Here is a 23484-nt window from a genome sequence, read left to right as displayed (position 1 = left end):
TTATCCTATTATTTCTAATATCAAAAATGCTAAGGTTGCATTAATGAGTATGCTATCAAACCTGTCCATAAATCCTCCATGTCCAGGAATGGCCACTCCGGCATCCTTTACTCCCGCTTCTCGTTTTAACAAGGATTCTCCAAGATCTCCTATCTGGCCAGCAATTCCAAATAAAAGTCCCATTAGCAAAAGAGAGAAAAATGGAACCGAAGGAAATAAAAAATAAAGTAAGCCTCCACAGATAAAACTAGCAAAAACTCCTCCCCAGAACCCTTCCCAAGTTTTATGAGGGCTCACTTTATCACACAACTTAGTTCTGCCAAAGGTTGTTCCAACGAAATATGCAGCGACATCACATGACCAAGTACATAAGAATAAAGCTAAAAGCACAACAATCCCTAGTTCTCTTTCACGAATTATTATCATAAAAGACCAAGGCAAAACAATATATGCTATGCCAGAGATAACTGCTCCCATGTTTTCTAGAGCAAAGCTCTCGCCCTTCAACTGATGTTTAAGTATTTCTATAAACAATGCTATAAAAACAATACAAGAGATTGTACACAGTATTGAAGTAAGCGACATGTTGAGCGATGTTCCCAGTAATATAAATGCTCCGGATGCCAAAACAAGTGAAGCTGACAGATCGTGTTTTGTTGATTGAATTTTATAAAACTCTAGTAAAGATAACATGGCTGCGAGTGACACTATAACATTCCAATAAACGCCTCCAAAATATATTCCGCTTAAAATAATACCTACAATAAAAAAACTGCTGAATGTTCGTAGCATTAAATTCGTTTTAGATTTATTTTTTTTATTAAATTCTCCCATATCGTCTATTCCTCCTATAATAAGCGGCTATAGCATCTTCTAGGTCTTTTTTCGAAAAATCTGGCCAAAACTTTTCTATAAAATAAAGCTCACTGTACGAACTCTGCCAAAGCCAGAAGTTACTTAATCGTAGTTCCCCACTTGTTCTTATAATAAGATCAGGGTCCGGAAGATTATTTATATATAGATGTTCACGAAAAACATCCTCTGATATTGGCCCTTTGACACCGGATTTCAATATACTATTCACGGCATCAAGAATTTCTTGTCTACCTCCATAATTTAAACAAATAACGAGTTGTCTTTCTGTAAAGCACTTTGTTTTATTTTCCGCATCTGCCAAAATATCACGGATGTCCTCGGGCAGTTCTTCAAGCTTACCTGCAAAGCGAATTCTAGCTTCTTCCTTACACAACTCTTCTATTTTAGTTTTTATATAAAACCTTAAGAGGCCCATTAATCCCAGTACCTCTGCTTTAGGTCTATTCCAGTTTTCCGTTGAAAATGCATATAGGGAAACGTACTGTATGTTATATTCTTTTGCTGCACGAACAGCTCTCTCCACTGCCTTAATGCCAGCGTGATGGCCTAAAATACGAGGTAACCCTCGTTTCTTTGCCCATCTGCCATTACCATCCATAATGATGGCTATGTGTTTTATTTGTTGTTGTTCTTCTTCTTTTGATTTATCCAAACTTGATATCATTTGTTGTTTGTCCTGTCTTTTTTACTGAATCCCATTGCCTGCTAATTTCTTGTATGTCAATCCATGTTAAGTGTTTAGGACTCCCCTCTTTTTGTTTAGGAGAAGCAAAGCGCAACAAGTAACTCGGATGAAAGATTGGCATAATTGCGATCCCATGCCAATCGAACCACTTTCCTCTAATTTTTGAAATCCTTTCGTTTGTTTTAAGAATCCATTGAGCGGGAGTATTTCCCAAAAGAATTATTATGGCAGGGTCAATAAGTAGTATTTGAGTTTGTAAAAAATGATAGCAAGCAAGCATCTCTTCTGGCTCCGGGTCTCTATTGTTCTGAGGTCTGCATTTGACAATATTTGTAATATAGATTTCACTTCTTTTAATGTTGACTTGCTCTAATATTTTAGTTAATAATTGCCCCGCTCTACCTACGAATGGCACGCCCTGCTCGTCTTCGTCGCCTCCGGGAGCTTCCCCTATAAAAACTAACTTTGTATTAATGTCTCCGTCACCAAATACTACCTGATTTCTGGTTAAATTTAGTGAACAGTTCTTACAAGTTGTAGCCATCTTATAAGCTTGATTCATAAGAACATTTTTTGCGTGAGCTCGTTCTTCTGGTGTTAGCTCTAATATTTTTTCATTAGGACCTATCATAAAAATACCTCCGATACAATAACATCTATGTTGTTAATATTTAATCCAGTAAAATATCTTACACTGACCGCAACCCTCTCTTTTACGGACGATGCTATTTCCATAAACGTCATTTCTCCGATTGTAACTGAAATTTTAATTTCTATAGATAAGTTGTCTTCTTTTCTTTGCACGATATTAACCTCTGTTACTTTGGAAACTTGGTCCGTACGGGTAGCAACAAAACAAACAAGCTGCTTGACCGCCTCAGGCTCAATATGGACTTCTCCGTAGAAGCTAAAGGGCGGTCGTACTATGGTTTTTTCGCCTTCGCTATAATCCTTAGATTTCCAAAACACTCTAAGTTGACCTACTAATTTCCCTGCGAAATTTTTCCTCACCAAAACGTGTGACACTGGGATTACGTGTTGTTTTTTACTTAGACGCTCTCTTCTTGCTTTTGCTATTTCTTCTGGTGTTGCAACGTCTTCTATTCTTAATATTCTTGAAAAATCACTAAGTCCTAATTTTCTTATTATTCTATGGACCATAGTATCTGAAGTACCAATTACCATGACCGAGCAAGGAGCCATTTTTTTAAAAAAAGACACAACCTCATCTTTGTGATCCTCAAATTCAAATAAAGCTCTTCTTATCGCGCTAATCTGGTTTCTTTCTGATTTAGCACTTTTGCCAGAAACGATGCTTCCTTTATGTATTATTAATCCGTCATCAATAATATAATCAGCTTCTAACAAGGAAGCTACAAGCTGAGCTCGTTGGCTTTTTCCTGTTCCGGCTGCACCAATGAACGCAAAAGTTTTAACTTTTGATAGAGGATTATTGTCTATCGTAGTCAATTTATTATCCACTACTCGTCTTCTAGTAAAGTTATGTTTGCACCCAAGGATAAAAGTTTATCGACCATATTTTCATATCCCCTCCAAACATGATGAAGGTCGCAAACTACGGTCTCTCCTTCCGCTGCAAGCCCCATTAAGATAAGAGCAGCTCCCGCTCTTAAATTAGAAGAATGTACAGTTGCTCCTGTTATTTTTGATACTCCAGTAACAATAGCAACGTTATCCTGTATCTCGATCTTTGCACCCATTTTTTTAAATTCATCTACATGAAGTAATCTTGAATCAAAAACACTTTCATTTATGACGCTAGTTCCAGGGGTTAATGTAAGCAGTGCCATCAATTGAGGCTGAATGTCCGTCGGAAAACCAGGATGTGGTAATGTCTTTACAGAAACTCCTCTTATTGAATCGTTCCACGATGCAGTAATTGCATCATTATTTATATCGATAGAAACATTAGCTTCCTCTAATTTTGTTATTATTTGCTCAAGATAATTAGGATTTATACCACTTACTGTTACAGAGCCCTTCGTTATAAGACCAGCTAATAAATATGTTGCAGCCTCAATTCTGTCAGGGATAATGTCTCCGGTAGCTGAGCATAAAGATTTTTGTCCTATAATTTCAATAACATTAGTGCCGTCACCTGTTATTTTTGCTCCCATTGATCGAAGCACATCTGCTAAGTTTAATATCTCTGGTTCAAGTGCTGCATTTTCTATATAGGTAGTACCTTTTGCCAGAGTTGCAGCCATCATTAGGTTTTCTGTAGCTCCCACAGAAGGAAAATCTAAAGTTATTTTGGCGCCCTTTAGCTCCTTCGCTGTTGCATAAACTGATCCATGCTCAAGTTCTATTGTGGCTCCCATCTTTGTTAATCCTTTAAAATGAAAATCTAACGGACGGCTACCGAGCACACACCCACCTGGAAGTGGTAGAACTGCTCTCCCATTTCTTGCAACTAGAGGGCCTAGTACGAGTGATGATGCTCTCATTTTTCTGACAAGTTCAACAGGAGCTTCTGATTTTAAAGTTTCTGGCACAAAAATTACCATAGTTTGGTCTTTATACTGTACGTCTGCTCCAAGGTTGCAAAGTAATGCGGACATAGTACGTATGTCCTGCAAATTAGGAACATTATTTAATCTTAAAGTTTGATCTTTAAGTAAAATAGAAGCGGCCATAATAGGCAATGTGGCATTTTTAGCGCCTTGTACATCTATACAACCAACCAGTTTATTGCCACCCTTTATTAACATTTTTTCTTGCATACGCAGTACACTCCAGTCTTTGGTGTTACCTATCTGTTAAATTAATTGTTAAAAAAGTATTTTTTTAAAAAACTTGCAATCTTAATTGATGCATTCCCATCTCCAAATGGCTGGCTGTCACATTTCCGCTTTATTTCCAATAAATAGTTTGCATCATCTAACAACCTGTTTGCGCTATCTAGAATCTTCTTTTTATTGGTTCCTACAAGAATCCCGCTACCATTTTCAATGGCTTCAGGTCGCTCTGTTACGTCTCTTAAAATCAGTACAGGCTTCTTTAAAGCAGATGCTTCTTCTTGAACTCCACCACTATCGCTTAATATAAAAACCGAGGCGTTCATACTCCAAACAAAATCTTGATAACTTAGGGGTTCGCACAATATAGCCCGCTTTTTATCGCCTAAATATTTTTTTATAGTATTACGTACCGTTGGATTTTTGTGCATCGGCACCAAAAGCCATAAATTTGTACGTTTTTCTAAAATTTCAGATAATGCAGAGCAGATATTCTCCAAAGGTGCACCCCAAGATTCTCTCCTGTGTGCGGTAAATAAAAGAAACGGCACGTCTTCAGGGATATTAAGGAGTTCGTGCGTAGTTGGCTTAGTGGTTTTCTTTACTGTGTATAAAAGAGCGTCTATTACAGTATTGCCTGTAACCTGTATGTTATCTAGAATCATTCCTTCTTTTATTAAATTCTCTTTAGCAAGTTCTGTAGGTGCAAAGCCCCACTTCGCTATTCTATCTGTTAGGACTCTATTCATTTCTTCTGGAAATGGCAACTTTATGTCGCCACTTCTTAACCCTGCCTCAACATGTCCTATTGGAATATCTCTATAAAACGCTGCAAGCGATGCTGCAAACGTCGTCGTGGTATCGCCGTGCACCAATACAGCATCGGTCATTGTTTGATCAAAATACTTACCAACGCCAGTAATAACGGTTGATGTTATATGATCTAAAGTTTGACAATCTTTCATTATATTCAGATTTAAATCAGCTGTAAGATTAAAGTATTTTAATGCCTGAATCAACATCTCAGAATGTTGTCCAGTTGCCAATATTTTTACATTAAAATTAGGTTCTTTTCTTAATGCTAAAACAACAGGAGCCATTTTTATAGCTTCTGGTCTTGTACCAACAACACACACTATCGTTTTTTTATTCAAAAATAAACCCACCTGTCGTGCCTAAATTAAATATATTTTAATATTATTTTGAAGCCTATAGTAATAATTAATAAGTGCGCTGAACCCATTAACAGCAATGTAGTCAGCTTAGAAAAACCTGTGTCTTGAAGCTTATGATGAGTATGTCCACGATCAGCGACAAAAGGAGATTTTTTTGTTAAAACCCTTCTTGCCATAGCTACAATAGTATCAGTTACAGGTATCCCACCAATGAATAAAAGTATAAAAGCTAATTTTATAAAGTTAATCCCAAAAAAATTGGGGAATATACTCCATACAATATGTGATGCACAAATATATCCCAAAAATGTGCTACCACCATCTCCCAAAAATGTTCTAGGGTTAGGGAAATTCCACAGAAAAACACCAAATATCAATCCTGCTATAGGCAACCAGATGTTTAATTTGCCTGTTGCAAATGCAGCTATGGAAGTTAATAGTGAAATCATAAGACAAAGACCATCCATACCATCTATCAAATTATAAGCATTTGTTACACCCGCTATCCAAATAACAATTAGAAGTCTCTGCCATACAACTATTGGCAAAGGATACGAAACCCAAGCAGCTGCTGCAAGATGAAAAAATAGTCTAATTAAAGGAGGCAGTGGCTGCATATCATCCATATATCCAATTATAAAGACAAACGTGCCTCCTGTAGCAATAAATGGAAGTTCTACACCTCTATTGCCAACGAATAAAGCCCATAATAGATAGCCTCCCCAGAGGACAATTCCGGCTCCACGCGGCATGAGAAATTTATGATGTTTTCTTCCGCCAGGTTTATCAAGCAATCTAAATTTTTTAGCAAGGCCTATTGATACCGGGGTTGCTATAAGTCCCCACAAAAAAGTTACTAATGTAAATAGATAAATAGAGAGCACTCGACCACCTTAGCTTTCCTTCGTCTACTTTGTACCAAATAATCTGTCGCCTGCATCTCCCAAGCCAGGCACAATATATCCATTTTTATTTAAATGACTGTCTATTGCAGCAACATATATATCAATATCAGGATGTTTTTCATGAAAATGAGCAATGCCTTCAGGCGCAGCTAGCAAAGATAAAAGCATTATTCGCTTAGCTCCCTCTTTTTTTAAATGATCTGCAGCTGAAGATGCAGAACCGCCTGTTGCTAGCATGGGGTCAACTAAAAGAATATCTCTTTCTGAAATATCTCCCGGCAACTTGCAATAATAATCTACAGGTTGCAATGTTTCAGGATCTCTATAAAGACCAATATGTCCGACTTTTGCATTAGGTATGACTCTCAGTATCCCATCTACCATCCCCAACCCCGCTCTAAGAACAGCTACAATAGCAAGTTTTTTCCCAGAAAGGGCAAGTGTTTCTGTTTTTTCAATGGGAGTTTCGACCTCAACTTTTTCTAATGAAAGATTCTTCGTTGCTGGAAAAACTAAAAGAGTTGAAATTTCTTGAAGTGCATCTCTAAAATCTTTTGATGAAGTATTCTTATCCCTTAAAAGACTTAGTTTATGTTGTATCAGGGGATGATCAACCACAAAGGTTTTTCCAGGAGTTGTTTTGCAAGAACAAGAGGACATGGAAGATTCTGTATGACACTCTCGCTCAAGTTTATTTATTTTCTCTACTCTAATTTCATGTTTGCCATAATCAAAATCTGTTGTTAGCCATATCTCTGTGATTTCTAAAGCCAAATCCAGAGGGGTCACACGACTGCCTAGCACAAGTATATTTGAATTATTATGTTTCCTGCTCATTTGAGCGGTATAATGATCGTGACATAAAGTTGCACGAATCCCCTTAACTTTATTAGCGACCATACTCATACCTATCCCTGTACCACAAATAAGGATTCCCCTATCAGCTTCATTGTTCGCCACAGCCATTGCCGTTTTAAAACCCCAATCGGGATAGTCCGTACTCATATTTTCATTCATTGTTCCGCAATCAATTGTTTCATGTCCTTTTTCCAAAAGATATGTCTTTATTGTTTCTTTTAACGCAAATCCTGCATGGTCAGCTCCTAATGCAATTTTCAATTTTTCTTCCTCCATCTGTTGTCTGTTTTATTTAATGATTTCATTAATTAGGGTTTCTGCTACGCTATAAGGATCTATTTTTCGATTTATTATATCTTCTATTATTTCATTATTTATTCTTTCTTTAAAGTTTGATTCTATAAGAGTCTTTAGCATTTCATTGAATATTAGTTTTATTTCTTCTTTCTGGCGTATATAACGTTTCTCTTTACCTGATTTTGTTGTTTTAATAAACTTTTGATGTTCTAAAAATATTTTTTTTACTTCTTCAAATCCAGTATTATTTAGAGATGAAACCAAAGAAACTTTTGGATTCCAAGTGCGCTTTTCTAATATATTCAACATCCCGTGAAGTATCGATGCCATTTTAGTGGAACCATCTAAATCTGATTTATTTACTATAAAAACATCAGCGATCTCCATAACACCAGCTTTCATTATCTGGACATCGTCCCCCATATTGGGAGCCAACACTAGGCATACCGTATCAGCTATTTTTACAATATCTATCTCCGTCTGTCCGACGCCAACGGTTTCAATTATAACAACATCGTACCCACATGCATCTAAAATAAGCACGGCATTTTTCGTTTCCTTACTTATTCCTCCTAAATAACTTCTTGTAGCCATACTTCGTATGAAAACATTAGGATTAAGAACGTGCTCTTGCATCCTAACTCTATCCCCTAATATAGACCCTCCTGTGAATGGGCTAGTAGGATCTATTGCTATTACAGCAACTTTTTTATTCTCTGCCTTAAAAAGATTAATCAAACATGCAATCATTGTGCTTTTCCCAGCTCCCGGGCTGCCCGTTAACCCGATGACATGCGCTTTACCTGTTCTACGATATATTTTTTTCATTATTTCCGTAGCTTCTTTGCCATTATTTTCAACATACGATATTAAACGACCTATCGCACGCTGTTCTCCATTTAATGCAAGATCTAAAATTGGTTCATGCAAAAAAAAACACCTCTAATTTTTAAAAAGGATATTAATACCTGCAAATGAATAAAAAGCTAGTCCAACAGATGCTGCAAAGATAAAACCTAAGACTAATCTCAGATAAATTAAAAATATAGGTGTTGACGACCATTTGCCTGTTTGTATTTTCATTACGATATTTGCTATGAAAAGAGAAAGAAAAAACAGCAACAGCGCAACAAGTGCTTGTATGTTAACGAGAGGAACATTCTTAAAATAACTCACCTTACTTCAGTCCTTTCATTATACAAAGGCTACTTTTACTCAACAAAAAAGAGAGGAGTATTCTCCTCTCTTTATAATAATCCTTATTTAATATAATGTCATTGTCTTATTACTTATATTACTGCAAATCCTTCTGACAATTCTTCGTTCTGCTCATGAATCTGTCTAAGTATTGCAACACAAACTTCTAAGGCTCTTTTCCCATCTTTTATCCCTACTAAAGGCTGCCTACCATCTCTAACACATGATATAAAATGCTGAAGTTCTAGTTTTAGAGGCTCAGCTTTAGTAAATACAGGGTGTTCTATAACCTCAACCACCTTGCCATTACTTTGTTTTATATTACGTTGGACCGTTATGTCCTGGGTTTCAAAATTAACCGTGGTATAACGCTCTGGCTCAGATATCTGCATTTGGCGAAGGCGTTTTTCAGAAACCCTACTAACCAAAATTTGAGCCATTGCGCCATTTGCAAACATAAGCTGTGCCGAAGCAATGTCTTCATGTTCTGTCCTAATGCATCTTCCTATAGCAGATATTGATACGAGCTCTGAATTTATCATTGATAATATAATATCAACATCATGTATCATAAGGTCAAGAACCACTCCCACATCGCTGATTCTAGGAGAAAAGGGCCCCATTCTATGTGTTTGAATAAAGTTGGGATTGTGGACAAAATCTCGTGCATGCTGAACTGCACTGTTGAATCTTTCAATATGTCCAACCTGTAATATTAAATCTTTTTTTACGGCAAGTCTTAGTAGTTTCTCTGCTTCATCAACTGTGGTTGTAACAGGTTTTTCTACAAGCACATTCACTCCGTGCTCTAACGCTGTTTTAGCCACTTCGTAGTGCATGCTAGTCGGAACTACAATGCTCAACGCATCAGGTTTTGTCTGTTTAATAAAATACTCTATGTCAGTGAAAGAAGGTACCGATATAGGATCCCCTACCGCATGTGCTCTGTCTTCGTCTGTATCAATTACACCTACGAGTTTTGCTCCCAATATCTCTGTATAAACTCTAGCATGATGCATTCCAAGGTGACCAACACCTACCACACCAACTTTAATTTCTTCCACAAAAAACACCTCTATAAAAATATTTTCTATATACTAACTAATAATATTCTCACCTGTTTGCGTTAGTTAGTGGCACAATATCCCAAAAGAAACAGCCGTCGTTTTTTATCTCCAGCCCGATATGAATAATAACGGTTACTATTACATCTCGTACATTCATCAAAAACATAAATATTAGATTCTTTTATCCCATTATCAATCAGCTGTCTTTTAATCTCCATTGTTATATCAAAAAAAATGTGATTGTCAATTCTTAGTATATTATCTATATCAAATTGCCTTACCGCCTTAACAGTATCTTCATCCTCGCTATTTCTACTATAACACTCCTTACATATAGATGGACCTATCCAAGCCCATATATTATTGCTAATAGTAAAGCCTTTGTATTTTTTGCGTAAGAAAACAAATGAAGCCCTAGTTATTCCTTGAGTCGTTCCCCAGAAACCAGAATGAAGAAAGAGCATCCATGGCAATGGATCTGTACCTGCAATCACAACAGGAGTGCAGTCAGCAAATTGCAAACTAAAACAACAATCGTTTTTTTCTTCAACAAATATTCCATCTGCTTCCGGCTTTTGTGGCAAAGCATTAAAAGATTTAGCCTCAATTATATTTATGCCATGTACTTGTTTGGGTGCTACAAGTCTTTTATTATTAAAATGCTTAGATATTTTCTCCCATAAAATTTCTTGGTTACCTTCGGCAACGTCACTTAGCTTATTTTTAAGAAAAAGGGTAACAGAGAAAATACCTTCCAATTCCTTCGGCATAAGAAAATCAATACATTCACTATCATGATAAGTATTTATATAAAATGGTAAATATTCGGTCACTAGTCTTCTCCTATTATCTTGTTTTTTGCAAGGTAACCCTATATTAAATCAGCAATGTTATTCTTGAGAAATCCTACTAAATAAAGACTTCCACAAGATATAGTTATACCTTTCAGAGAAAGAGCCAACCTTACAGCTTCCAAAGGATTTTCATTTGTAGACAAGACATCAAGCCCTATTTTTTGCGCTTCCCTTGCTAAATTAAACGCTTTCATACTTCGAGACATACCTGGCACTTCTGTACATATAAGAGAGCAATTTAGTTTTGATAATACAGTTAGTGACTCTTTTATATCTTTGTCTCTCATCATGGTAATAACAATGTTAACATGTGTTTTTCCAAAAAGCTCTGCTACAGTATTCACTAATTCCTTCATTGCAGCCGGATTATGTGCACCATCAAGAATAAAGATAGGTTTTTTTGATATTAATTCGAAACGTCCTGATATCTTGGCTTTTGAAACTCCAATCTTTTTTGCTTTATCATCTATCTTATTAAATTTTTGTTCCAATATGTCTGCTCCAATAAGTGCAAGAGTAGCGTTCTTAGTTTGATGAAAACCTATAAGAGGAGTGTGATACAAAACTGCCGAATTGTTTTTTTCTAATATAAAACTTGTACCATCTTCAGATAATTTTGTTGTATTAAAGGTACAAATATCACTCAATATGTTGCTCTGTGCTCCCACTTTTTTTGCTTGCTGTAAAAAAAGACTATTTAAATAGTCATCTCCTCCTTGAAAAACTGCGGGAACGTCTTTCCTTAATACTGCAAATTTCTCATTAGCAATTTCTCTCAAAGAATTTCCAAGGTATTCAGTGTGATCTATGCTGATTGAAACTAGAAGTGTTAATATCACGTTTTTTAGTATATTTGTAGCATCAAGACGCCCTCCCAATCCAGCTTCTACAACTGCGATATCGACTTTTTCTTCAGCTATTATAAAAAAAGCGATTGCCGTTATTATTTCAAAATATGTGGGAGGTTTTTCTGAAAGAGAGCTATCCTCTTTGATCAATTCTTCTACTTTTAATAAAGAATTTTGCCATCTATCTGGTGAAATTTTTTTGCCGTTAATCACAAGCCTCTCACCAGGAGAAATTAAGTGAGGGCTTGTATAGACGGCAACTGTGTACCCTGATTCTTTCAGTATAGAGGCAATCGTTACAGAAGTAGAGCCCTTACCATTTGTTCCTACAATGTGAATGGCTTTAAACTTACGTTCCGGATTATCAAGTAATAAAAGTAGCCTGGAAATACGACCAAGACCTGGATTGATCCCCGGTCCGGCCAACATTGCAAGTTTTTCTTCTAATTCGTTAAAAGAATTAATCTCTGACACAATTTATACCGAGAGACTCGTCAAATTCTCCCTTATCCTGTCTCTTTTCCCTTTATTTTCATCAAGAGTTCTCTTTTCTTTCTCTATTACTTCTTCTGGTGCTCTCTCTACAAAATTTGTATTCGATAATTTTGTCGTACTTTTGCTTATTTCCTTTTCAAGTTTTTCAAGTTCACTCTCAAGTCTGAAAATTTCTTTATCTACATCTAGCAAATCTCCAATTGGCAAATATATTTCTATTTCATTAAGTACTGTTGCTAAGCTACGAGCAGGTTTTTCTGTAGAATATTTTATGGAATCTACTTTAGTCAATAAACGAATTTGGTTTTCTGTTACTTTTAGCATTGAAAGTTTCTCTGAGTTATGTACAGAAAGCACAACCATAGAAATTGTCTGTTGAGGGGAAATCCTCGCTTCTGCTCTTAGATTTCTTATAGTACGAACTACTTCTTGAAGAAAACTCATATCAGAGAGAGCTTCTTCATCAAATTGTTCAACTCGAGATTTAGGCCAAGGAAGATGCTCAATTATATCTGTTCCAAAGGGGAAGGCTTGCCACAGTTCATCTGTGACAAAAGGAATTATGGGGTGTAACATTTTTAGTATGTCTTCGAAGACAACTAGTAAAATCGCCTGTGTTGTCTTTCGCCTTCCTTCTCCTTCTTCTCCACGAAGAGCGGGTTTAGATAATTCTAGATACCAATCACATAATTCACCCCAAGTAAAGTCATACAAGAGCCTTGCATATTCTCCAAAAAAATAGCCATCAAGAAGTCTAGTTACGTCATTAATTACTTGTGACAAACGAGTAAGTATCCATTTGTCTTGCAAATACAAATCTTTTCCTTCCCAATTTTGTCCGTTTACCACGTCGTCAAGGTTCATTAACGCAAAACGACTAGCATTCCAAAGTTTATTTATAAATAATCTATATGTAGAAATACGATCCGTAGAAAGAAAAATGTCTCTTCCTTGAACAGTTAATGCTGCCATTGTAAACCTTAAGGCATCTGCACCGTAGTCTTTTACTATAGTTAAGGGGTCGATGACGTTTCCTTTAGATTTGCTCATTTTTTGTCCCTTTTCATCCCTAACTAGAGCATGAATATAGACATCATGAAAGGGAACTTCTCCATCCATTGATTCAAGGCCAAACATAATCATTCTAGCAACCCAGAAGAAAATGATATCAAATCCTGTTATCAACACTGATGTAGGATAAAATTTCTTAAGCAAGTTTGTTTTCTCGGGCCACCCCATTGTTGAGAAGGGCCAAAGCCCGCTAGAAAACCAGGTATCCAGGACATCCTCATCTTGCCTCAAATTAGTAGATTTACATTTAGGACATTCTTTTGGAGTATCAGTTTCAACAATTATTTCTCCACAATCATCACAATACCAAGCAGGAATACGATGCCCCCACCAGAGTTGTCTTGAAATACACCAATCTCTTATATTTTCCATCCATTGGAAATAAACGTCTGTCCATTGTTCCGGAACGAACTTTATCTTGCCTGCCTTTACTGCACTTACCCCTGCGTCAGCAAGCTTTCGTGTGCTTACAAACCACTGTTCAGAAAGGTAAGGCTCTATAATCGTATGGCAACGATAACACTCCCCTACTGAATGTTTAATGTCTTCAATATTAAGCAGAAGTCCCTCTTTTTCTAAATCTTCAACAATTTTTTTTCTGGCTTCAAAACGATCCATTCCGGCATATTTGCCTAAGTCAGGAAGCATCACGCCATATCCATCAATAACTTGTATTTGCTCTAGATTGTGTCTAAGTCCAACTAGGAAGTCATTAGGATCATGTGCAGGTGTTATTTTTACACAACCTGAACCAAACTCAGGGTCAACCATATTGTCTTCAATCACGGGGATAACCCTATTAATAAGAGGTACTAATACTTTTTTGCCTACCAAATGTCGGTTTTTTTCATCTCTCGGGTGTATAGCGATAGCAGTATCTCCCAATATTGTTTCCGGTCGTGTAGTCATCACTACAATGTGTCCTGCTTCACCTTCAAATTTATAGGCTACCTCATAAAATTTTCCATCATGTTCGTGGTGCTCAACTTCCAAGTCAGAAAGGGCTGTTTGACACCTAGGACACCAATTAATTAGGTATTTCCCACGATATATAAGACCCTTTTTATATAAATCAACAAAGATTTTTCTAACAGCTTCAGAAAGACCATGGTCCATCGTAAAACGTTCTCTATCCCAGTCACAGGAAGCTCCCAATTTTTTAAGTTGATTAATAATTGTGCTTCCATATTGTTCTTTCCATTTCCAGACTTCCTTTACAAACTCGTCGCGGCCCAGATCGTGACGGCTAATTCCGTTCGAAAGGAGTTTTTTCTCTACAACATTTTGTGTTGCAATGCCGGCATGATCCGTACCTGGCATCCATAGGACCTCAAAACCTTTCTGTCTTTTGTACCTACACAAAATATCTTGCAATGTATTATCTAACGCGTGACCTACGTGAAGAGAACCTGTTACATTTGGTGGTGGAATAACTATTGAAAAAGGAGGCTTTGGAGACTCCGGATCAGCTACAAATAACCCCTTATTTATCCATGTCTGATACCACTTGTCCTCTATGGGAACCGGATCATAATTTTTCTCTAAAATTATTTTTTCTGATGCCATAAATTGCTCCTCCTCTTAGAATAGCTTGTAACATTATCTGTAAAATCAGACTAATTTATAATATCTTTCTCGACTGTTTTTTGCTGTCTTAAATTACGTTTAGCTGCTTCTCTTTCTTCTTTAAAGTCTAGTAGTTGCATTTCCTTTAACACATCAACTATTCCCTCTCTTAACAAGGCTGACTCCTTGTCTTTTACACTAGACGTTATAAATGGAGGTAAAACAGAAACTATACCTTTCTTCATGTGTTCCTGATAAAATCCTTTTTTTCTACCTTGTGAAATTTTATCTCCTTTTGTAAAAACGACTAATCGCGGCATATTCATGCTATCAAGCCAATCTATTAGTTCATAATCATTAACAAGTGGACCGTGACGAAAATCTATCAGATGAACAACGTATGAAATATTTCTATCTTCATTAAAATAGTCATCAATAAGTTTCCACCAGGATTTTCTTTCTTCAAATCCTCGTTTGGCATATCCATATCCGGGGATATCTACCAAGTTAAACGCAATTCCTTCTTTTGTAGATATTTTATAAAAATTGATACTTCTTGTCTTGCCTGGTTTTGAACTCACCTTCGCTATTTTCTTCCCCAACAATAAATTGATAAGCGATGACTTCCCCACATTAGAGCGACCAACAAATACAATTTCTGGGCTATCTGACGGAGGAAGTTGTTGTTTATTAAAAGCGGTGCAAAACAACTCTGAATTCCAACCGCTCATTTATGTTTATCCTTACTTAAAGCCAAATCAAAAACATCATCAATTTTAGAGACAAAAAAAACTTCTATATCTTTTAACATCCAATCATCCAACTCTTTGACGTCCTCTTTATTATCCAATGGCAAAATTAACTTTTTCACACCTAGCCTTTTGGCAGAAAGGAGTTTTTCTCTAACTCCGCCAATTGGCAAAATATCTCCATGCAGTGTCATTTCACCAGTCATGGCATAAGATGTATCAACCAATCTTCCTGTTAGGGTTGAGCATATAGACAGGGCCAAAGTTACCCCAGCTGAAGGACCTTCCTTTGGGATAGCTCCCTCTGGAACATGTATATGAATGTCCATATCATTCCATTGAAATTTCGCTAGATTATAAGCGGCGGCATTAGAACGAAGATATGCAAAAGCCGTTTGCACTGATTCTTTCATTATGTTCCCTAAGTTGCCAGTATATGTAATATTTCCCTTCCCTTTCATTGTTACTGATTCTATCAGCAGTACAGAACCGCCTGATTCGGTCCAAGCAAGCCCCAGGGCTGTCCCTAAAGAATAACCTTTAGGTATTCTTGTTTTATGAAGTTTAGGTGCTCCCAACATTTCAATCATATCTTTTCTTGAAACAGTAAACTTCTTTTCTTTAGTTTCTTTTACGTTTTGCACTATATTCTTTGTGATTTTTCGGGCTATTTTCGAAAGCTCTCGATCTAGATTACGCACCCCGGCCTCCAAAGTATAAGAAGAAATTATTGTTTTTAGTATTGAATCCGGTATATGCAGCTCATTTTTAGTTAATCCATGTTCTTTCAAAATTCTTGGTAGAAGATGTTTCTTGGCTATGCCAAGTTTTTCCTCCGCTAAATAACCTGGCAGAGATATTACTTCCATTCTATCTAACAATGGTCTTGGTATTGTTTCAATCGTGTTAGCAGTTGTTATAAACATCACCTTGCTTAAATCAAAAGCAACCTCAAGAAAATTATCTGTGAATTTTGAATTCTGCTCGGGATCTAATATTTCAAGCAGTGCTGAAGCCGGATCTCCTCTAAAATCAGAACCTACTTTGTCAATTTCATCCATTAGTAATACTGGATTATTAACGCCAGCCTGTTTTATTTTCTGTATTATTCTACCAGGCAGAGCGCCTACATATGTCCGTCGGTGACCACGAATTTCAGCTTCATCACGCAATCCTCCTAAAGACATACTAACAAATTCTCTACCCATAGTCCTTGCTATGGAACGTCCTAATGAGGTTTTTCCCACACCCGGAGGACCTACGAAACAAAGCACTTGTGCTCGCATGTTATCTTTTGCATGTTTTTTAACCGCCAAATATTCAAGAATTCTCTCTTTGGGTTTTTCTAGACCAAAATGATCTTCTTCTATAATTTTTTCTGCTTTCGAAAGGTCAAGATGCTCTTCAGAGGAAATATTCCAAGGCATCGCAAGCAACCAGTCAATATAAGACCTAGCTACAGTCGCCTCTGGTGAGATAGGTGCCATTCTTGCAAATCTATTTATCTCGTGTTCCAATTTTGACTTAACTTCTTCGGGTAAATTTAATTCTTCTGCTTTCTTTCTTAATTCAGTTGTCTCATTTGCCGGATCAAAATCTCCCAGTTCTTCTTGAATAACCTTTAATTGCTCACGCAAATAGTATTGACGTTGTCCTTTATCTAATTCTTTGCGGACTTTCTCGTGTATACTATGCTCCAATGCCAGCAACTCATTTTCATACATTAATATTTTGAGAAGCTTTTCCATTCGCTCTATAACGTCAATCTCTTCGAGTATTATCTGTTTTTGTGTAAGCTTAAGAGCGCTATGCGAAGCAACAAAGTCTGAAAACACATCAGGATCTTTTATTTCCTCAACAGATCTCAGCATTTCTTCCGACAATTTAGGATTTAACCTTACATACGTCTCAAATTCAGAATACACCGTTCTTCTTAATACCTCTGCTTGTACTTTGTCCGGTGCGCTTACAGATTCAACTCGTTCAACTTCCACATCTTTTAAAATTTCAGCAGGCAAAAATTTCCTTACTTTAGCTCTAGATACACCCTCAAGAACAACTTTAACTACACCTTCAGGCAAATTAACAGTCTGTAATACTCTACAAATTGTTCCAAATGTACTCATATCCTCAGGTTTTAAAATAGTGTTTTTATGATTTTTTCTAATCGAAAGGAAAACGTATCCATCCGTCTCGCTTGCACTCATTAGTGACGCAATCGAAGAAGGCCTCGTTATAAAAAGGGGTGCTATAACACCGGGGAAAAAGATTATCTCATGAACGGGAAGAATTGGAATAATTTGCATTAAAGAGCCTTTCTTTCTTCTTTTTCGGTCCTTATAGGTTTTACTTTCCCCTCTATAACTTCTTTAGAGATTGTAAGCTTTGATATATCGGAAGAGTCTCCGGAAAGTTCATATTGAATATCGAGCATTAACGATTCAAGAATTGTCCTCAATGCTCGTGCACCTGTATTAAGCTTAGCCGCCTTCTTTGCGATAGTTTTTACTGCATCTTCAGTGAATTCTAAGTAAATATCCTCTAACGAAAAAAGCTTTTTGTACTGTTTTAACGGTGCATTGCGAGGTTCCAACAAAATCTTAACAAGAGCCTCCTCTGAAAGAGGCTCCAACGCAACAAGCACAGGCAATCTTCCTATAAATTCAGGAATAAAGCCGTATGATCTCAAATCGTCTGGTTCGACCATTTTCAATAGGTCATAACTACTCCCCTTATCTTTCTTATTAGAAAGGGTGGCTCCGAAACCCATAGACTTTTCGTCTGTTCTTTTTGCGATTATTTTTTCTAGTCCGTCAAAAGCTCCGCCGCATATAAAAAGAATATTACTGGTATCAACCGGAACCATCTCTTGATTAGGATGCTTGCGGCCGCCTTTTAGAGGGATATTAGCAATAGTGCCTTCAATAATTTTAAGCAATGCTTGCTGAACTCCCTCGCCTGAGACATCTCTTGTTATTGAAACTGACTCAGACTTTCTGGCTATTTTATCTATTTCATCAATATAAATAATGCCTCTTTGTGCAGAAATAATATCGTAATCTGCTGCTTGTAATAAGCGTAATAATATGTTCTCTACGTCGTCACCAACATAACCGGCTTCTGTAAGAGTAGTTGCATCCGCCATGGCAAACGGCACATTCAATCTCTTTGCAAGTGTCTGTGCAAGAAGGGTTTTACCGCATCCCGTAGGTCCTACCAACAAAACATTGCTCTTAGGCAGCTCTACTTCATCTTCATCAGAGATGGGATTCATGATCCTCTGATAATGATTATAAACAGCAACAGACAAAACTTTTTTAGCATGCTCCTGCCCTATAACATACTGATCTAAGAAAGACTTAATAGCTTTAGGATTGGGCAGTTCTTTCATTGATGGCAAAGAGGTATAGTCTGGCTGATCATTATTTTTATGCTGAACTGTAAAGTCCGGAGTGGCATTTTCATCCCGCATTATTATGTTGCATAGTTGAATGCAGTCAGAACAAATATATGTACCAGAAGGTCCGGCCACTAGTTTAGCAACTTCGTCCTGACTTTTCCCACAAAAAGAGCAACGAAATTTTTTTCTCAAATTACGCTCCGGTTTATTAATTTCTGAATTAGACATTTTTGATGCACCTCTGTTGTTAAAATACTATTGTTATACATTCACTGAAGCATGTATTAGTTGCGATTACTTATCTTTTTTCTATAACCTTATCTACTATCCCATATTCTACTGCTTCCTCTGCAGACATAAAGAAGTCTCTATCCGTATCGACTTGTATCTGTTTCATGGATTTAGCAGTATGAGAAGCCAGTATTTCATTTAATTTGTTTTTTATTTTGAGAATCTCGTTTGCTTGAATCTGTATATCTGAAGCCTGTCCCTGTGCGCCCCCTAGTGGCTGATGAATCATCACACGTGAGTTGGGAAGCGCTATTCTTTTGCCATTTGCTCCAGCTGCAAGAAGGACTGCAGCCATGCTAGCTGCCTGTCCGGTACAAATTGTTGATACCTGCGGTTTTATGTACTGCATTGTGTCATAAATGGCTAGCCCTGCAGTTACAACCCCACCAGGGCTATTGATATAAAGAAAAACATCCTTTTCAGGATCTTCACTCTCCAAAAATAGCATTTGTGCCACTATTAAATTTGCAACAGTATCATCTATAGCTGTACCTAAAAATATTATTCTGTCTTTTAACAGCCTACTATAAATATCGTATGAGCGCTCGCCTCTACCTGTATCTTCTACCACCATAGGAATGAGATATGACATGTAAACACCTCTTCTTTATTTTTTATTAAAATAAGTGAAAGTCTTATTCCTCTTTTTTATTTTTACTTGCTTTCTCTTCTTTTTTATCAGCGTTTTTTGATTTAGTTTCCTCAATTTCTCTGACTTTTACTTTTGTCATAATGAAGTCAACTGTCTTACGATTTTTAATTCTTGTTGCTATTTCATAAATATAGTCATTATTGGAATAAGCGTATTCCTGTAATTTTTTATAATCAATACGGGAATTTAAAGCTATGCTTCTGAGTTCAGCCTCGATTTCTTCTCCTGTCCAATTAATGTCGTTGTCTTCTGCTATAGCTTCCAACACAAGAGATCTCTTAACACCTTGAACTGCTGCATGGCTCAATTCTTCTTCATATTTTTCTTTGGTAATTCCACTTTTTTCGTAAAATTCCTCCATCGACATACCGGATTCTCTTTTCAAGCGCTCTTCTTGATCTGTCTTCATTGCTGCTTTCTGTCGCTCTATTAATGACTCAGGTAATTCAACCTCTGTTTTTTCTATTATTTGTGTTAAAGCCGAATCTTTTAGCGTATCTTCACTCTTCTGTGCGGCCGATATCTTTAGCTGCTTCATAATTTCGTCCTTAAACTCAGAAACAGTTTTATTTTGCCCTCTGGTTATTTTGGTTACTGTCTCATCATTTAGCTCAGGAGTTACTTTATTCATTATTCCCAATACTTCGATGTTATACACCATAGTTTTTCCAGCGAGTTCTTTGTGCTCGTTATCCTTTTCAACAGGGAATTCTATTTTTACAGTTTCTCCGGGTTTCTTGCCTATTAGGCCCTTCACCACTTCAGGACGCATATTTGCCTCTCCCAAGTGAATTTCGATTTTCTTATCCTTTTCCAATTCTTTTATCGTTTTTTCTGCATCAAGAATGCTTGTCGTAAATTTTACGGAAAGATGGTCATCTTTATTGATTTCACGCTCTTCATATGAAGGTTCAAGTTCGCTGTGAGCTTCAAGAAGTCTTGTCACGTTCTCTTCTACCATTTTCTCAGTTGGGATGTAAACTGTTTTTTCTGCTTCTATGGTTTCAAGATCCGGCAAAATTACCTCCGGTGAAACTTCAAAGATTACGGTAAATTCATAAGGCTTATCTTCTTCAATCGGCTCCGGTTTTAGATCGGGTTCTGCTATAAGCTTAAACCCATATTCGTTTACAATTTCATCCAATGAAGTAGATAAAATTTCTTCCAAAGCTTCCTCTAACACAACCTTTTTCCCAAAATAAAGATTGATTGTTTTAAAAGGTACCTTCCCTTTACGAAAACCCTTTAAGTTTGTTTTCTTCGAAAGTTTGTTATATGTTTTTTGAATGGCTTTTGTTACATCTTCAGCCGTAAAATTAGCTTTAACTACCACTTTATTTTTTTCCTGTGAAACTATTTCTGTACGCAATGACAACTTCCCCTTTCGGATATTAACTGCTTAATGACAACAACCGCAATATTTTACCACATAAAACATCTTTGAACATGGCATTATACGTATCTTAACGTTGTAAAAACGAAATAACCAACAATAAAGAGAAATTAAGTATTCGATATTTCTTTTATTAATCACTTAGAACTTGCAAGAGGGGAATAAAGTAGCACAGAAACATGGTTTTCTCTATATATCATATTTCCGAATCTGAATAATACAGGTTTTTTAAATATAGGCCCGTCCGATGTAAAAGTATGAAATTCTCCGCTCTCTCCACAAGGGTCTATTCCATGAACTATAAGCTTCTCCACGAGATTTATCGTTAAGGCTTTACCTAATAGTTTCCCATCCATTCTACTAGTATCGATAGTCGTAATATGTGTTATAAAACCACTATTGATAAACTCATACACCAACGAAATTCTCGGTTCGTTTAGCAACGGGAAAAAGGGCTCTATTCCGACGTTCTTACATCTTTCACTGCACCAATCAATATGCTCTTCTATATCTATATCACCGAAAATACAAACGTCCACACCCTCATTTTTAAACTTTTCAAGAACAAGCTCAAAATTTGAAGTGTATTCGTCCCCCTTCGTCTTAATTAGCGTCATTTCAATACCCAAAGATTCTCCTACCTGCTTCAGCAAAGGTTCAGGTATAGAGTGAAACCATGAACTATCTTTCTCCTCGTTATATGTTGTTATGAGAGATTTGGGCATGAAACCACATATTATGGCTCTATGTAGGGCTAGAGCACTGTCCTTGCCACAGCTGTAAGAAACCACACAATTTTTCAATCCTCTGTTTATGAGCTTCATAGCTCTATCTTTATAAGTAAGCATAATAAATACATTATAAAACATATATTAAACAAAGAGGATTAATTTAACAAAAAGAAAGTTTTTATATAGATTCTTAATTGTGTTGTTTGAAAATATGGAGAAAGATTGAATGATATGGAGCGGACAACGGGATTCGAACCCGCGACCCTCAGCTTGGGAAGCTGATGCTCTACCACTGAGCTATGTCCGCAATAATGAGTGCATGTAGGGTATTATATCTGCCAGTTATTATTTTGACAATAAATATTACTTTTTTTATTGCAAAAAAACATATAATAGATTTATTGAAGACTTGTTAAACTAAAAGTAAAAGAGCTCTTGGAGATATTTTTTCTAAGAGCTCTTTGTTACTAACATACTTATTTTATATTTTCATGACTATGATCGCAGATAGTACCTGTAGATTTTAATTCTCCCAGCAAATAAGAGTTTACTGCCGCATCCGCATCTCCTGAGGATCCTAAAACAACCTCTATCTCATGCTCGCTGAATATTTCGACAGCACCGCTTCCCATCCCTCCTGAGATAATTACGTTTACACCCAACTCGTTTAAGAAGTTTGGCAAAAATCCTGGCTTATGTCCGGGATTAGGTTTATTTTCTGTTGATAGTACTTTTCCATTTTCACATTCAAAAAGCTTAAAAGTTTCACAATGCCCGAAATGCTCAGCTACTTCGTTATTATTTGTTGCTACTGCTATTTTCATCACGTTTGTTTCCCCCTATTTATAATTGAAATATTCTGCGGTTCATTTTTTTGTTAAAAGCTAAGACGAAAATATTTGCATGGTTCGTCTGTAAACATTTCTCACTGCAGTTCCTGATGAACATGCCATTTCCACTATGCTCAACCCTGAGTTTAATGCCCTTGTTGCCAAAGAATCATAAGGAATATTGCCGACGAAAGGGATTTTGTTCCTGTCACAGTAATCTATGATTTCTCTTGTTTTTTCTTTATTTGCGTCGTATTTATTAATACATACAGCAATTTTTACTCCGAAAGACTGAGAGACCTCTATTACCCGCACCATGTCGCTTATTCCTGATATGGAAGGTTCTGCAACAACCAGCACCATCTCCACACCGCTTATAGATGCAATAACAGGGCATCCTATTCCGGGAGAGCCATCTATTATTGCAAAGTCAGTGTCCTGTGCTTCATTATTTAGTTGTTTTTTAACTTCTGAGACAAGCAACCCTGTTGTTCCATTTCCCATTTTTAATTGGGCCGTCGAAAAAACCTTTTCTTTATCTTTGTAGAGGTTAAGACTTCCTGCAACATTGGGATAAAAAGAGATGGCATTCACTGGACATACTAATTGACAAACGGCACAACCTTCACAGGCAAAAGGGTTAACTACATGTGTTTCATTTTTCACTGAAATTGCATCAAATCTGCAGTGCTTTAGACACTCTCCGCAGTTAATACAGAGAGTAGAATCTATTGCTGCTTTTGACATGCCTATATAATCTTTTCTTTGTGGATCCTTTCTTTCTC

The 23484-nt window shown here is 36.7% G+C and carries 22 protein-coding genes and 1 tRNA gene; all 23 read right to left on the bottom strand.

The window, feature by feature from the left end:
- Positions 1 to 834: a phosphatidate cytidylyltransferase gene (locus tag GXZ13_01945; GenBank protein NLX74601.1), complete on the bottom strand. Its 834-nt coding sequence runs from the start codon at positions 832 to 834 to the stop codon at positions 1 to 3.
- Positions 821 to 1540, bottom strand: coding sequence for a di-trans,poly-cis-decaprenylcistransferase (gene uppS / locus GXZ13_01940; protein ID NLX74600.1), 720 nt, complete (start codon positions 1538 to 1540; stop codon positions 821 to 823). The genes GXZ13_01945 and uppS overlap by 14 nt, the downstream gene beginning before the upstream one ends.
- Positions 1521 to 2192, bottom strand: a complete 672-nt coding sequence (locus GXZ13_01935; GenBank protein ID NLX74599.1) for a uracil-DNA glycosylase — start codon at positions 2190 to 2192, stop codon at positions 1521 to 1523. The genes uppS and GXZ13_01935 overlap by 20 nt, the downstream gene beginning before the upstream one ends.
- A complete protein-coding gene (locus GXZ13_01930) occupies positions 2189 to 3022 on the bottom strand; it encodes a hypothetical protein (protein ID NLX74598.1) in 834 nt (277 codons plus the stop codon). The genes GXZ13_01935 and GXZ13_01930 overlap by 4 nt, the downstream gene beginning before the upstream one ends.
- A 20-nt stretch (positions 3023 to 3042) precedes the next feature.
- Positions 3043 to 4305 (bottom strand): UDP-N-acetylglucosamine 1-carboxyvinyltransferase, encoded by a 1263-nt coding sequence (gene murA, locus GXZ13_01925; protein ID NLX74597.1) that lies wholly within the window; start codon positions 4303 to 4305, stop codon positions 3043 to 3045.
- A gap of 41 nt (positions 4306 to 4346) precedes the next feature.
- A complete protein-coding gene (gene wecB, locus GXZ13_01920; protein ID NLX74596.1) occupies positions 4347 to 5474 on the bottom strand; it encodes a UDP-N-acetylglucosamine 2-epimerase (non-hydrolyzing) in 1128 nt (375 codons plus the stop codon).
- A 26-nt stretch (positions 5475 to 5500) separates the two neighbouring features.
- Positions 5501 to 6379, bottom strand: coding sequence for an undecaprenyl/decaprenyl-phosphate alpha-N-acetylglucosaminyl 1-phosphate transferase (locus GXZ13_01915; protein NLX74595.1), 879 nt, complete (start codon positions 6377 to 6379; stop codon positions 5501 to 5503).
- A gap of 24 nt (positions 6380 to 6403) precedes the next feature.
- Complete coding sequence (gene upp, locus GXZ13_01910; GenBank protein ID NLX74594.1) at positions 6404 to 7519, bottom strand: uracil phosphoribosyltransferase; 1116 nt, start codon at positions 7517 to 7519, stop codon at positions 6404 to 6406.
- A 27-nt stretch (positions 7520 to 7546) separates the two neighbouring features.
- Positions 7547 to 8485 carry a methylmalonyl Co-A mutase-associated GTPase MeaB gene (meaB, locus tag GXZ13_01905; GenBank protein ID NLX74593.1) on the bottom strand — a complete coding sequence of 313 codons (939 nt, stop codon included), beginning with the start codon at positions 8483 to 8485 and terminating at the stop codon, positions 7547 to 7549.
- Between the two features lie 12 nt (positions 8486 to 8497).
- A complete protein-coding gene (locus tag GXZ13_01900) occupies positions 8498 to 8731 on the bottom strand; it encodes a flagellar biosynthesis protein FliR (GenBank protein ID NLX74592.1) in 234 nt (77 codons plus the stop codon).
- 113 nt (positions 8732 to 8844) lie between these two features.
- A complete protein-coding gene (locus tag GXZ13_01895) occupies positions 8845 to 9816 on the bottom strand; it encodes a Gfo/Idh/MocA family oxidoreductase (protein ID NLX74591.1) in 972 nt (323 codons plus the stop codon).
- A 62-nt stretch (positions 9817 to 9878) separates the two neighbouring features.
- Positions 9879 to 10652, bottom strand: coding sequence for a polyphenol oxidase family protein (locus tag GXZ13_01890; protein ID NLX74590.1), 774 nt, complete (start codon positions 10650 to 10652; stop codon positions 9879 to 9881).
- A gap of 38 nt (positions 10653 to 10690) precedes the next feature.
- The gene (locus tag GXZ13_01885; GenBank protein ID NLX74589.1) at positions 10691 to 11995 is read right to left on the bottom strand and encodes a bifunctional folylpolyglutamate synthase/dihydrofolate synthase; all 1305 of its coding nucleotides are present in this window, start codon (positions 11993 to 11995) and stop codon (positions 10691 to 10693) included.
- Positions 11996 to 11998: 3 nt separating this feature from the next.
- Positions 11999 to 14653, bottom strand: a complete 2655-nt coding sequence (locus GXZ13_01880; GenBank protein ID NLX74588.1) for a valine--tRNA ligase — start codon at positions 14651 to 14653, stop codon at positions 11999 to 12001.
- A gap of 50 nt (positions 14654 to 14703) precedes the next feature.
- A complete protein-coding gene (locus tag GXZ13_01875; protein NLX74587.1) occupies positions 14704 to 15384 on the bottom strand; it encodes a YihA family ribosome biogenesis GTP-binding protein in 681 nt (226 codons plus the stop codon).
- Positions 15381 to 17708 carry an endopeptidase La gene (gene lon / locus GXZ13_01870; protein NLX74586.1) on the bottom strand — a complete coding sequence of 776 codons (2328 nt, stop codon included), beginning with the start codon at positions 17706 to 17708 and terminating at the stop codon, positions 15381 to 15383. The genes GXZ13_01875 and lon overlap by 4 nt, the downstream gene beginning before the upstream one ends.
- Entirely contained in the window at positions 17708 to 19030 is a 1323-nt protein-coding gene (clpX, locus tag GXZ13_01865; GenBank protein NLX74585.1) for an ATP-dependent Clp protease ATP-binding subunit ClpX, read from the bottom strand. The genes lon and clpX overlap by 1 nt, the downstream gene beginning before the upstream one ends.
- 70 nt (positions 19031 to 19100) lie before the next feature.
- Entirely contained in the window at positions 19101 to 19685 is a 585-nt protein-coding gene (clpP, locus tag GXZ13_01860; GenBank protein NLX74584.1) for an ATP-dependent Clp endopeptidase proteolytic subunit ClpP, read from the bottom strand.
- A gap of 43 nt (positions 19686 to 19728) precedes the next feature.
- Positions 19729 to 21114, bottom strand: a complete 1386-nt coding sequence (gene tig, locus GXZ13_01855) for a trigger factor (protein NLX74583.1) — start codon at positions 21112 to 21114, stop codon at positions 19729 to 19731.
- 161 nt (positions 21115 to 21275) lie between these two features.
- Positions 21276 to 21953 (bottom strand): adenine nucleotide alpha hydrolase, encoded by a 678-nt coding sequence (locus tag GXZ13_01850; GenBank protein ID NLX74582.1) that lies wholly within the window; start codon positions 21951 to 21953, stop codon positions 21276 to 21278.
- A 148-nt stretch (positions 21954 to 22101) separates the two neighbouring features.
- Positions 22102 to 22176, bottom strand: a tRNA-Gly gene (locus GXZ13_01845).
- 169 nt (positions 22177 to 22345) lie between these two features.
- Entirely contained in the window at positions 22346 to 22696 is a 351-nt protein-coding gene (locus GXZ13_01840) for a dinitrogenase iron-molybdenum cofactor (GenBank protein ID NLX74581.1), read from the bottom strand.
- 57 nt (positions 22697 to 22753) lie between these two features.
- Positions 22754 to 23484: 4Fe-4S binding protein (locus tag GXZ13_01835; protein NLX74580.1), on the bottom strand; the 731-nt coding region annotated here is incomplete at its 5' end.

Source organism: Synergistaceae bacterium, assembly GCA_012728235.1.
In the GTDB taxonomy this organism is placed as follows: Bacteria; Synergistota; Synergistia; order Synergistales; family Synergistaceae; genus JAAYFL01.
This window is presented reverse-complemented; position numbering and strand designations above follow the sequence as displayed.